General features: G+C 69.4%; 11 protein-coding genes and 1 tRNA gene. 6 read left to right on the top strand and 6 right to left on the bottom strand.

Annotated features, from left to right (window positions below):
• Positions 1–38 precede the first annotated feature (38 nt).
• The gene (locus tag AVP41_RS05530) at positions 39–320 is read right to left on the bottom strand and encodes a HesB/IscA family protein (protein ID WP_067161855.1); all 282 of its coding nucleotides are present in this window, start codon (positions 318–320) and stop codon (positions 39–41) included.
• 165 nt (positions 321–485) lie between these two features.
• Between AVP41_RS05530 and poxB the strand changes: the two genes are divergently transcribed.
• Both poxB and AVP41_RS05520 read left to right on the top strand, forming a co-directional pair.
• The gene (gene poxB, locus AVP41_RS05525) at positions 486–2,216 is read left to right on the top strand and encodes a ubiquinone-dependent pyruvate dehydrogenase (protein WP_067161852.1); all 1,731 of its coding nucleotides are present in this window, start codon (positions 486–488) and stop codon (positions 2,214–2,216) included.
• A 180-nt stretch (positions 2,217–2,396) separates the two neighbouring features.
• Positions 2,397–2,954, top strand: a complete 558-nt coding sequence (locus AVP41_RS05520; RefSeq protein ID WP_157532388.1) for a hypothetical protein — start codon at positions 2,397–2,399, stop codon at positions 2,952–2,954.
• An 87-nt stretch (positions 2,955–3,041) separates the two neighbouring features.
• Here the strand turns inward: AVP41_RS05520 and AVP41_RS05515 are convergent, their stop codons facing one another.
• Both AVP41_RS05515 and AVP41_RS05510 read right to left on the bottom strand, forming a co-directional pair.
• The gene (locus AVP41_RS05515) at positions 3,042–3,917 is read right to left on the bottom strand and encodes an endo alpha-1,4 polygalactosaminidase (RefSeq protein WP_067161846.1); all 876 of its coding nucleotides are present in this window, start codon (positions 3,915–3,917) and stop codon (positions 3,042–3,044) included.
• Positions 3,914–4,432, bottom strand: a complete 519-nt coding sequence (locus AVP41_RS05510) for a DUF2087 domain-containing protein (RefSeq protein WP_067161843.1) — start codon at positions 4,430–4,432, stop codon at positions 3,914–3,916. Before AVP41_RS05510 ends, AVP41_RS05515 begins: the two co-directional genes overlap by 4 nt.
• Positions 4,433–4,460: 28 nt before the next feature.
• Between AVP41_RS05510 and AVP41_RS05505 the strand changes: the two genes are divergently transcribed.
• From AVP41_RS05505 to AVP41_RS17095, 4 genes are all read left to right on the top strand, one after another.
• On the top strand, positions 4,461–5,459 hold the full coding sequence (locus tag AVP41_RS05505; RefSeq protein WP_197464250.1) for an alpha/beta fold hydrolase: 999 nt from the start codon (positions 4,461–4,463) through the stop codon (positions 5,457–5,459).
• Between the two features lie 23 nt (positions 5,460–5,482).
• Positions 5,483–5,557 (top strand) — tRNA-Arg (locus AVP41_RS05500).
• A 76-nt stretch (positions 5,558–5,633) separates the two neighbouring features.
• The gene (locus AVP41_RS05495; RefSeq protein WP_067161836.1) at positions 5,634–7,139 is read left to right on the top strand and encodes an alanine/glycine:cation symporter family protein; all 1,506 of its coding nucleotides are present in this window, start codon (positions 5,634–5,636) and stop codon (positions 7,137–7,139) included.
• Between the two features lie 60 nt (positions 7,140–7,199).
• Positions 7,200–8,126 (top strand): DUF1990 family protein, encoded by a 927-nt coding sequence (locus AVP41_RS17095; protein ID WP_442922775.1) that lies wholly within the window; start codon positions 7,200–7,202, stop codon positions 8,124–8,126.
• A 175-nt stretch (positions 8,127–8,301) separates the two neighbouring features.
• On the opposite strand, the gene AVP41_RS05480 is transcribed toward AVP41_RS17095, so the two are convergent.
• Genes AVP41_RS05480 through AVP41_RS05470 form a run of 3 tightly spaced genes read right to left on the bottom strand, consistent with a single transcriptional unit; the run spans position 8,302 to position 11,974 of the window.
• A complete protein-coding gene (locus AVP41_RS05480) occupies positions 8,302–9,714 on the bottom strand; it encodes an aldehyde dehydrogenase family protein (RefSeq protein WP_067161832.1) in 1,413 nt (470 codons plus the stop codon).
• Positions 9,711–10,589, bottom strand: a complete 879-nt coding sequence (locus AVP41_RS05475; RefSeq protein WP_067161828.1) for an SDR family NAD(P)-dependent oxidoreductase — start codon at positions 10,587–10,589, stop codon at positions 9,711–9,713. The genes AVP41_RS05480 and AVP41_RS05475 overlap by 4 nt, the downstream gene beginning before the upstream one ends.
• Positions 10,586–11,974 (bottom strand): flavin-containing monooxygenase, encoded by a 1,389-nt coding sequence (locus tag AVP41_RS05470; RefSeq protein ID WP_067161825.1) that lies wholly within the window; start codon positions 11,972–11,974, stop codon positions 10,586–10,588. The genes AVP41_RS05475 and AVP41_RS05470 overlap by 4 nt, the downstream gene beginning before the upstream one ends.
• Between the last annotated feature and the right edge of the window lie 121 nt (positions 11,975–12,095).

The following is a 12,095-nucleotide window of genomic DNA, read 5'->3' as shown; positions in this document are numbered from 1 at the left end:
GGGCGAACCGGGGCGTTCCTGTGCGTGCGGTGACGCTGTCAGCGCTGCTGCGCGAGCGCGAAGCCGACCGACCCGTCGTCCGACACCCGTGCGTCCAAGACGCGGTCGTCGAGGGCGATGCTGGCGGCTCGGTCGACGAAGACCCGGGCGCCGGCGCTCTCGACGACCGTGTCGTCGGGCTCGGGGGCTCCCGCGATCGCGAGGGCGTAGCCCGTCTCCGGGGCGACGGCCTCGCTGATGCGGAGCCCGCCCGTGTCGGTGGAGACCTGCTCCGTGAGCGACTTGACGGCGATCGTGGCGTTCTCGGTGAGTGTGAGCATGGTGCTCTCCTTCCGTGGATTGCTGCGGAGTCGGCCACGATTCCGAGAATCCGGAGGACATGCAACCTCTGACACGCGGTGGGCGATGACTCACACGGGATACGGAGGTTCGCGGATCCGTCAAGGGCCGCCCCGCTGAGGTGTGCGAGGCGTAACGTCGGCAGCATGTCGAACGTCGCCTCCTTCTTCGTCGAGACCCTGATCCGTGCCGGAGTCACCCAGATCTGGGGACTTCCCGGCGACTCCCTCAATGCCTTCACCGATGCCCTCCGCCGTGACGGTCGCATCGACTGGCTGCACGCGCGGCACGAGGAGGCCGCCGCCTTCGCGGCCGGTGCCGCCGCCGAACTGACCGGTGAACTCGCCGTGGTCGCCGGCTCGTGCGGTCCCGGCAACCTGCACTTCATCAATGGCCTCTTCGACGCCAACCGCAATCGCGTGCCGGTGCTCGCCATCGCCTCGCACATCCCCTCCGAGGAGATCGGCAGCGGCTACTTCCAGGAGACGCACCCTCAGGAGCTCTTCCGCGAGTGCAGCGTGTACGTCGAACTCGTCGGCGACCCTGCACAGCTGCCGTGGGTGCTGGAGATCGCCATGCGCGCCGCGGTGGAGAAGCGCGGCGTGGCGGTCGTCGTCGTTCCCGGCGACGTCTTCTTCGCCGATGCGCCCGACCGACGTCCCTCGGCTCCGATCCGTGCGTCCTCCTCGCAGGTGCTGCCCGCGCCCGAGGCGGTGCGTGCAGCGGCCGATCTCCTGAACTCCTCCGAGAAGGTCACGATCCTTGCCGGAGCCGGCGTCGCGGGGGCGCGGGCGGAGGTGCTCGCGCTCGCCGAGGCGCTGCAGGCGCCGATCGTGCACGCGCTGCGCGGCAAGGAGCACATCGAGGCGGACAACCCGTTCGATGTCGGGATGACCGGCCTCCTCGGGTTCGCCTCGGGGTATCGCGCCATGGAGCACTGCGACACGCTCCTCATGCTGGGTACCGACTTCCCGTATCGGCAGTTCTATCCCTCGAAGGCGAAAGTCATCCAGGTCGACATCCGCGGTGAGCAGTTGGGCCGCCGTACCCCGATCGACGTCGGGCTCGTCGGCGGAGTGAAGGAGACGGCCGCCGCTCTTCGCGCGCAGATCGAGCCCGGGAGAGACGGTAAGCATCTCTCCGACTCCGTGGCGCACTACGCCAAGACCCGCGCGCAGCTCGACGACCTCGCGGTGGACGACGGCAAGGAGCCGATCCATCCGCAGTACGTGGCGCGACTGATCGACGAGCTGGCCGCCCCCGACGCGGTGTTCACCGCCGACGTGGGAAGCCCCGTCATCTGGGCCTCTCGCTACCTGCACATGACCGGCGGAAGGCGCCTGCTCGGGTCGTTCCTCCACGGCTCGATGGCCAACGCGATGCCACAGGCGCTCGGGGCGCAGGCGGTGGACCGCGGTCGTCAGGTGGTCGCGCTGTCGGGCGACGGGGGCCTCGCGATGCTGATGGGTGACCTCCTGTCGATCCGCCAGAACGACCTCCCGGTGAAGATCGTGGTCTTCAACAACTCCTCGCTGAACTTCGTGGAGCTGGAGATGAAGGCCGCGGGCATCGTCACCTACGGCACCGACCTGCAGAATCCGAACTTCGCCGACGTCGCGGAATCGGTGGGGATCACCGGTATCCGGGTGGAGAAGGCGGCGGAGCTCCGGGGCGCGCTCCAGCGCGCGTTCGCCGAGGAGGGGCCCGTGCTCCTGGACGTCGTCACCGCTCGAGAGGAGCTGTCGATGCCGCCGGCGATCACCGCGGCGCAGGCCAAGGGCTTCACGTTGTGGGCGTTGCGCACCGTGCTCTCCGGCCGCGGAGACGAGCTCATCGACCTGGCCGACACCAACGTCTGGCGTCGTTTGTTCCACTGAGCGCGTACGGGACAAATCGCCCGTTTGTAGATCGTCCACACAAACTATCCGCTTGTGGTCAGACCACATGGAGGCTGCGCACCGAGTTTTCCCAGGGAGCTCTCAGCCGGACAGAAACTTGTCTCATCAACCCGCACCGGACACCCTCCGGAGCACCGAATGAATGAGAAAGGTCCGATCATGGCCGCCCCCACCGTCACACCCGCACCGTCCGGCTCCGCCGTCGACGCCCCGGTGGCGACACACTCCGCTCTGCCGATCGCCATCGCGGTCACGCGCATCCTGATGGGGTTCTACTTCCTGTGGGCCTTCCTCGACAAGGTGTTCGGGCTCGGATACGTCACCCCGGGGGACCGGGCGTGGATCAACGGCGGAAGCCCGACCACCGGGTTCCTGAGCAACGCGACCGCGGAGAGCCCCTTCGCCGATGTCTTCGCTGCGCTCGCCGGAAACGTCCTCGTCGACTGGCTGTTCATGCTCGGACTGCTGGCCGTCGGTGTGACCCTCATGACAGGGATCGGCGTCCGTCTCGGCGCCATCGCCGGTGCGGCGATGCTGCTCCTCATGTACCTGGCCGAGTTCCCCCTGACCCTCACCGGAGCGACCAACCCTCTCGTGGACAGCCACATCCTCGACATGGGCGTCATGGCCATCGCTTTCTTCGCGGTTCCCCAGCAGCGTCTGAGCCTCGCGAAGACCTGGCGCGCGATCGTCGGAGACCGTACCTGGCTCTGGTGATCCCCCTCAGATCGTGGCCCCACACGATCTGCCCGGGTCGCCCCCCGCGATCCCCCGAAACGCCCCCGCTCCCCCCGCGGGGGCGTTTCAGCGTGCGTCGGCACAGGCGACGAAGACGTAGCCGTCGCTTGCGGGGGTGGCGAGATCGCGATCGCGGAGGACGAGGGACCGCGGGGCGTCGGCGGACGCACACACCACGGCGAACGACTCCGTCAGCGCGTCGGGATACTCGATCGCGATCACGTGGTCGCCGTACACCGCGGCGTACGTGCCGCACTCGTCGTAGACGGAGCATTCCTCGACCACCGCGAAGTCGAACCCGGCGGTCGCTCGAAGCAGGGACGCGTCTTCGGCGGCGTTCTTCTGCCCGGCCGCGAGCCCTGCGGCGTGCGCCGTCTGCACGAGCAGCCGTGCCACCTCGATGTTGTCCTCGCGAGAGAGGGCGCCGCTCGTGCGGGTGTAGGTGTCGAGGTTGTCGAACTCCACGGCGTCGAAGCCGGAGGCCGCGCATCCCTCGATCCAGGGCGCCACGAGTCGTGCGACGGCTCCCGGGTCGCGGGTGTCGACGATCGCTTCGTCGGGCCAGTCCGGGTCGAAGACCACGTCACCGCTCTCGCCGCGCAGGAGGAGGTCGACGGGCCAGGCGGAGATCTCGCCGGGTTGGGTCTGGAAGGCGTTGACGTAGCAGATCGAGTAGATCCCCGCGGCCGGATGCTCGGTGCGATCGCGCACGACCACCCCCACCCCGTCCGGCGGGTCGTACGCTCCGCCGAGCTGATAGTCCGGCAGGGCGCCGACGGGAGGAAGAGTCACCGGCGCCGCCGTGCCGGTCGAAGTCGGGGGAGCGACGGTGCCGGTCGGCGTCGCCGTCGGGGTGGTGCCATCGGTGCATCCGGCGAGGACGAGGGTCGCGGCGGTGAGGGTGGCGGTGACGAGCGGCTTCCGCCGGCGTGTCGGCCTCACGGTGATGGCTCCGCAGCACGAGTGGACGCATACTCCGAGCCGTCGCGACGGCGGTCGAGAAGTCCGCTGTCCACGAGGTAGCGGCGCAGGAGCGCGGTGTCGTCATAGAAGGCGCTGAGCCGCTCGTTGACCGCAGGCTCATCCAGGATCTCGTGGGGTCGGAAGGCGCGCCGGGCCACCTCGGCGAGCACCGCGTCCCGGTCGCCCGGGCGGGCGGGGAGCTGCTCCAGGCGTCCGTCGCGGAAGAAGCGCTCGACCCCCTGCGGTCGCACGGTCGCGGCACCTCGGAGCGCCGCCGCGAACACCGACCCGTCGAAGACGAGTGTCCCGTCCTCCTCGCGGAGGAGGCCGGCGGCCCGGAGGCGCTCCAGGAGGTGGCGCCGCCGCGACGGAGGCAGAGGCGACACCTCGTCGTCGAGGCGTGCGCCCAGCATCAGGGCGGCGACCACTCGCCCCGAGTCGGGGTGGGCGAGGGCGGCGAGGATCGGGCGCCAATCGGGGACGGGGGCGTTCACTACGGGTCTCCAGTACGTTCCGGGGGTCGTGAACCCCACCCTCTCATGGCGCGCGGTCCGGGACGGTTCTCCGGCGACGGCGCGGGCCTTGCCGGGCGAGACGGGCGGTGGCATCGTGTGGCGGAGCGGGTCGGGTCGGGGAGTGGACGACGAGGACGGGACGGAGCACACGATGGGGGGAACCTTCCTCTATCTGCACGGCACAGGGGCGGCCTCGCCGGAGGCCGATCGGACCCGCATCGAGCGCCACCTCCGAGACGACCTGGGGATCGGGGATGCACACGTCGTCTGCCCGCCGTGGGGCGCGGAGGTCGGTCCGCCCGACCTCGACATCCTGCCGGCGCTCCCCGTCTCGTATGCCGATGCCCGCCGTTCGGGGGTGGAGGAAGGGCGCGGCCTTCCCGAAGCGGCAGCGGATTTCCACGCCGCCTCCCTCGCCGCGGTCGGCGCGGATCCTGCCCTGCCTGCGGCCCTCCCGCCGGGGCTGGAGGCCGTCGGGCTCCGGATCCTCACCGACGTCCTTGCCCGTCACCGGTTGAGCCTGACGAACGGTGTCGTCGACTTCCTGCGGAACGTCCTCTTCTTCCTCCGTGAGAGCGATCGCGTCCGCGCCTATGTGGACGAGGCCATCGACGAGGCGCGAGGTGGGCATCGGGGTGGTCCCTTCGTCGTCGCCGGGCACAGTCTCGGGGGCGTGATCGCCCTCGAGAGCCTCACGGCGCGGCCGGTGGACATCGACCTCCTGGTGACGGCCGGCAGTCAGGCGCCGCTCCTGTGGCTCATGGGCGTCATGCCCGGCGTCGGCGCAGAGGCTCCGGCACGGCACCCGTTCGCGCCGTGGCTCAACGTGCTCAACCCGCGCGATCCACTGGCGTTCCGCGCGGCGGAAGTGTTCGCCTGGGCCGAGGCGCCGCCGGAGGACGAGACGATCGAGGAGCCCCGGGACCTCCTCGCGGCGCACACGGGCTACCTGGACGAGCCGGAGCTGTACCGGATCATCGGCCGGAGGCTCGGGATCGTTCGCTGAGCCCGGGTAGACTCGGGGAGCCAGCCTCTGTAGCTCAATGGAAGAGCAGTTCCGTCCTAAGGAAACGGTTGGGGGTTCGAGTCCCTCCAGGGGCACCACAAAAGCTCGACGCTCGACATTGGCCCGTCACGTCGACTCTTTCGCTGAGGAGTGCACCTCCGTCAGACTGAGCCGATGGACGCACTGAACAGCTGGCTGACGACGTGGGGCGACACCCTCTGGACCTGGATCGTGCTCCCTGTCGTGGTGGCGCTCGGGGTCTACTTCACGATCCGGTCCGGCGTGGTGCAGTTCCGTCTCATCCCCGAGATGTTCCGCACACTGACCGACAAAACCCCGCGCACGGAGTCCGGAGCGCCCCAGTCCGTCTCGGCCTTTCAAGCGTTCACGATCTCCGCCGCATCTCGAGTGGGGGTCGGCAACATCGCGGGCGTCGGCACCGCCATCGCGATCGGGGGACCGGGAGCGGTCTTCTGGATGTGGCTCATGGCGTTCGTGGGGGGAGCGTCTTCGTTCATCGAGTCTTCGCTCGCTCAGCTGTACAAGACGCGTGACGCCGACGGTTTCCGTGGCGGACCGGCCTACTACATGCAGCGCGGCTTGGGTGCTCGGTGGATGGGGGTGCTGTTCGCTGTCATCCTCCTCATCTGTTTCCCCCTTGCGTTCAGTTCGCTCCAGGCCAACACCATCCAGGCGACGGTGGCGGGCAGCATGGCCAACGGACAGGCGCCTGCGTGGCTCCCGTGGCTCGTGGGTGGCGTACTCGCGGTGCTGATGGCCCTGGTGGTCTTCGGGGGAGTGCGACGCATCGCGTCGGTCACGCAGGCGCTCGTGCCCCTGATGGCCCTTCTCTACCTCTTTCTCGGGCTCGTCATCGTCGTCATCCACATCGACCGCCTGCCGGAGGTGTTCGCGACCATCTTCACTCAGGCGTTCGGACCGAACGAGGTCATCGGCGCCACCCTCGGCTACATCATTCTCACGGGAGTGAAGCGGGGCATGTTCTCCAACGAGGCCGGCTTGGGGTCCGCTCCCAACGCGGGGGCGAGCGCTGCGGTCACCCATCCGGTCAAGCAGGGGCTCGTTCAGACCCTCGGTGTCTACTTCGACACGTTCCTCGTCTGCTCCATCACCGCGTTCATCGTTCTTGTCTCGGTGCCGGACCTGACCTCGGCTGAACGAGGCATCAGCCTCACCCAGAACGCCGTCAGCGGCGTGCTCGGAGGGTGGGCGAACGTCCTGCTCATCGTCATCATCTTCCTGCTCGCTTTCAGCTCCATTCTCGGCAACTACTACTACGGGGAATCGAACATCGAGTTCATCACCGCGCATCGCGGCGTCCGCTTGGGCTACCGCATCGTCGCCGTCGTCGCCGTGTTCGTGGGCTCCGTGGTCTCGGCTGACGTCGTGTGGAACTTCGCCGATGGCGCGATGGGGTTCATGGCGCTCGTGAATCTCATCGCCATCGCCCTCCTCTCCGGTGTGGCTTTCCGGCTGCTCAAGGACTACACCGCCCAGCGCAAGCGCGGGCTCGATCCTGTGTTCACGCGGGACCGGCTTCCGGATGTGCGCGGGATCGAGGTCTGGGAGGACGAGCTCTCGGTCACCGGTCCGATCGACATCCCGACCAAGAAGAGGCAGTCCGAGAAGCATCGCGATCATCTTCACGACCGCCGCTGACGCCGATCTCCGTCGGGGATGGCGATCCGCGCGGCGTCCCGGTTCCGGCAGGATCGAGGTGTGCCGCGAACCATCGAACTCGTCACCATCACACCGGTCCCCCAGGAAAACCTGTTCGATCTGTCCCTCGACATCGACGCGCACCTCGCCTCGATGGCCGGCACGGGGGAGCGTGCGATCGGCGGAGTCGCGACGGGGCGGATCGGTCTGGGCGAGACCGTGACCTGGCGCGCCCGCCACTTCGGCGTCTGGTTCACGATGACGGTGCGGATCACGGCACTCGACCGGCCGCGACGCTTCGTCGATGAGCAGGTGCGGGGTCCCTTCCGCTTGTTTCGTCACGAGCACCGGTTCGATGTCGTCGACGGACAGACGAGGATGACCGACATCATCACCGTCGCGTCGCCCGTGTTCGGACGGCTCGCGGAGCGTGTGGTGCTCGTTCCCTACCTCCGCCGGCTGATCAGCGCGCGCAACAGGCACCTCGTGGCCGCGGCGGGAGCGGAGCCGTCGACGAGTCCCGCGAGCGAGGAGTGGGAGCCGGGGGATGTGACGCCCTACCGCGCCGCTCAGTCAACCACCGCGGTGGGAACCGGTGAGGACGTCTGGCAACGCGCATCGGCGGATGTCCTGCGCTGGGCGGTGAAGACGCGAAGCGGATTCACGGTGCCCGGCGACGGTGAGGTGCTCTCGGGTGAGCAGAAGGTGATCACGGCGGGGTGGGGCTCCGTTCGCGTGACGGAGCCGGTGGAGGTGGTCGAGGTGGTCCGCACGCCCGACCGGGTGGCCTTCTCCTACCGCACGCTGCCCGGGCATCCGGTGTCGGGTGAGGAGGCGTTCATCGTGCACCGGGACGGGGACCGCGTGCTCCTCACGCTCCGCTCGCTGACGGCGCCCGGCGACCGCTGGGGATGGCGAGTGGTTCATCCCCTGCTTCGTGTCGCTCAGCGCGTCGCGCGTCGCCGTTATCGTCGCGCCCTGCGCTGACCCGCCGACGGCGCCACGGCGCCTCCGCCGCCTGCGAGCACAACAGCGGGCTGGGCTCGCGACACGCCGAGGGCGGGGTAGGCGCTCGGCGGCGTGTCGTGCCGGAGATCCGCCGTTGTGCACGAGGACAGGAGTTGTGCACGCGGACAGGGAGGGGGAGGGGACCGAGGGTGGGTCAGTGCCGCAGGGCGATCCAGACGGTCTTCTCCCGGGTCCACTGTTCGAAGGCGCGGAGCGACTTCTCCACGCCGCCGAACCCCGACTGCTTCCAGCCGCCGAAGGGCACGGTGAGGTCGCCTTCGCTGTAGGCGCCGACGGAGATCAGTCCCGCCTCCACACCGCGGGCGAGCGCCACCGCATCGTCGAGCCGCCTCGTCCAGACCGAGGCGGCAAGCCCGTAGTCGGTGTCGTTGGCGAGGGCAAGCGCCTCGTCGCGCGTCCGGAACGACTGCACCGTGACGACCGGGCCGAACAGCTCGCGTCGAGTGATGTCAGACCCCGGGACGACGCCGGTGAGCACCGTCGGAGCCAGATAGCGACCGCCCGGCACCACGTCGACCTCGCCTCCTCCCGTGACGAGAGTGGCCCCCTCACGGACGGCGGTATCGACCGCCGCCAGAATGCGATCGGCGGCCCGGTCATCGATCACCGGGCCCAGTTGCGTGGCGGGGTCGGCGGGGTGCCCTACGCGCAGCGCGGCGGCTGCGGCCGCGAAACGCGCCACGACCTCGTCGTGGATGGACTCGTGCACGAGCACCCGGGAACCTGCGGTGCAGTTCTGCCCCGAGGTGAGGAAAGCCGACTCGATCATTCCCTCGATCAGCGTCTCACCGAACTCCAGCGCGTCGTCGAGGAGGATCTGGGGACTCTTTCCGCCCATCTCCAGGCTCACGCGTTTGAGATTGCTCGTCGCGGCGGCGGCGAGGATCCCGCGGCCGGTGGTGGTCGAGCCGGTGAAGGAGAGCGCGCCGATGATCGGATCGTCTGCCAGGGCCGCCCCCGTGGTCGGACCGTCGCCGGTCACCACCTGGAGCACATCGTCCGGGAGTCCCGCTTCCCGTGCGAGGGCGGCGACATGTTGAACGGAGCGCGGCGTCGCATCGGCGGGCTTCAGCAGCAGCGCATTGCCGGCCGCCAGAGCGGGGCCGATCTTCCACGCCGCCATGGCCAGGGGGTAGTTCCAAGGAAGGATCGCCGCGACGACACCGAACGGCTCCCGCTCGGTGAACGCGAGCACGTCGGAGCCGGCCGGGCTGGTGGATCCGCGCCCCTTGTCGGCCGCTTCGGCGAACCACCGGATCGACTCGATCGCCGAGGGGACGTCGTTCTCCCGGCATTCGGTGATCGGCTTTCCCGCATCTTCGCTGTCGAGGCGTGCCAGGGCCTCCGCGTCGCGCTGCATGAGGTCGGCGAGGCGGTGCAGCGTCTCGGCACGCTCGCGCGGCGGGCGGGCCGCCCACGCGCCCGAACGGAAAGCCGCCTGAGCGCGTGCGACGGCCGCGCGCACCTCCTCGCGCGAGGTGAGGGCAACCTCTCCGAGCACGGAGCCGTCGGCGGGGGCGCGTAGCGTCAGGGTCGGACCGGTCATGCGTTCTCCTCCGCGAGGACGAGGCGGCCGTCGCGACGGACGACGTGCCCCTCCCGCTGCAGCTTCTCCAGGTAGCGGGCCATCCCCCGGTCGCCGCGTCGCCGGAACAGGCGCATGAGACGCGGGAGCGCGTTGGGGACGAGCATCGCGGCGCGGATGAGCACCGACTCGGACGGCTTCGGGTAGACCTCCAACCGCGGTTTGTCGAGCAGGCGCATCATCGCCCGCGCGACATCGGCCGGCTGCTGGGGCGGGTCCTGGAACTGCAGCGCATTTCCGCCGTCGAGGGCTTCCTGCCGGAGCATGCGGGTGTCGGTGGCCGACGGCAGGACCGAGCCGGCGCGGATGCCGATCCTCCTCAGGTCGAGGCCGATCGAGAGCATCGCTCCGCGCAGCCCGAACTTCGACGCCGTATAGATCGGGGTCTCGCCGAGCGGGAAGATTCCGCCCAGCGACACCGTCGTGACGATCCGGGGATCGGTCGAGCGCTGCAGGAGCGGCAACGCGAGGCGGGTGAGTACGAGCGGAGAGAGCATGTTCACCTCGGTCTCGAGGCGGATGCTGGCCACCGACCGCGCGTCGAAACGCTCCGAGCTGGTCATCCCGACGTTGTTGACCAGCACGTCGATGCGCTCGTAGGCGGCGGCGATCTCCTCCAGGATCCGTTCCACCTGCGTGTCGTCGGTGAGGTCTCCCGCGAACCCGAGATGCCCTCGTCCGGGAAGTGCGGCAGCGGCGGCGGCAGCGGCCTCGGCGCGGATGTCGACGAGCGCGAGCCGGGCCCCGCGTGCGGCGGCGGGGGCGGCGAACGCCTGGGCGATCCCTCCCGCACCGCCGGTGACGACGATCACCTTGTCCCGGTAGTCGTACGTCATACCGCCGCCTCCAGCCGGTCGCGCGTGCGCCGGGGCTCCGGACCCCGAGCCTCCAGAGGCCATCCCAGTCGTCGCGACAGCTTGGTGACGTACTTCACGTAGGCGTCGGCGTCCACATATCCGCGGTGTCGCGGAGACGCATCGAAGTGCAGCCCGCCCGAGAGGTCGGGCTGGTCGGCCCGGCGCAGCCGCTCGAACTCCGCCGCGGAGGCGGTGCCTCGTCGAGAGCCCGCGATGAACGCCGCGATCAGGTGGGCCTGGCGGTCGAACAGGTGGTAGGCGCCGCTGTTGGTCTCGATGAACCCCACGCCGAACAGTCCCTCGTGCTCGCGTGAGGCGCAGTTGAGGTAGAGGTCGGGGTGCTGTTCGTCGCCGAAGTACTCCTGAGCGATGGGGACGCGGTGCCGGTAACCCGTGGCCATGAGCACGAGGTCGATCTCCTCTGCGGACCCGTCGGTGAACTCGATCGTGAGCCCGTCGGCGCGGCGGATCCCCGGCCGGGCCGAGATGTCGCCGTGCTGGAGGTGGTGGAACAGCATCGAGTTGACCACGGGGTGGGTCTCGAAGAGCTTGTGGTCGGGCTTCTGCAGGCCGAGTCGGGTGGGGTCGCCCGTCAGCAGGCGCAGCATCGGCTGCAGGATCGCCCGTTCGAGCGGTTTGGGAAGGAACGAGCCCTTGCCTCCGACGATGTCCGACGGCACGCCGAACACGTGCTTCGGGATGAACCAGTAGCCGCGCCGGAGGCTGATGACCGCCCGGTCGGCGGTGCGTGCCGCGTCGCAGGCGATGTCGCATCCCGAGTTTCCTCCGCCGACGACCAGGACGCGCTTGCCGGCGAAGAGGGAAGGAGACCGGTACTCCACACTGTGGCGGACCTCGCCGGTGTAGCTTCCGGGGATCTCCGGGGAGAAGGGGTGCCACTGGCTGCCCGTGCAGACCACCACCTGGCCATGACGGCTGTGGGAACCGTCGGCGAGGGTGACGCGCCAGGCGTCGCCGTCGCGGCGGATGTCGGAGACCGCCGTGTCGAAGCGGATCCGAGAGATGAGCCCGTACGCGTCGGCGAAGCTCTGGAGGTAGGAGAGGATCTGGTCGTGCCGCGGGTAGTCGGGATAGTCCTCCGGCATCGGGTAACCGGAGAAGCCTGACACCGTGCGGCTGGAGATGAAGTGAGCCGACTCATACATCGGCGTCCCGGGGTTCTCGATATCCCACAGCCCGCCGACGCGGGAGTGGCGCTCGAGGTGCACGTAGTCGACGCCTTGGGCGCTGAGGGCGCGCGCGACGGCGAGGCCGGCGGGGCCTGCGCCGATGACGCAGACGGGCAGGTTCTCCCCGGCGGTCTCCGCCGGGAGAGGGGAAGGGGTCGGGGTCGGAGAGGTCATGTGCACTCCATCGGGCAGGCTCGGACGGACTTGGACGATGAGCCCTCACCGTACGGCGGCCGCATCGCGGTGCGGCGGACGCGTACGATCCAACCCGCGGACACAAACGGCCAGAGAGAGT

The sequence above is a fragment of the Microbacterium sp. TNHR37B genome, from assembly GCF_001620065.1.
Lineage (GTDB): Bacteria > Actinomycetota > Actinomycetes > Actinomycetales > Microbacteriaceae > Microbacterium.
Note: the sequence above shows the minus strand (reverse complement) of the source record. Positions and strands in the feature narration are given on the sequence as shown.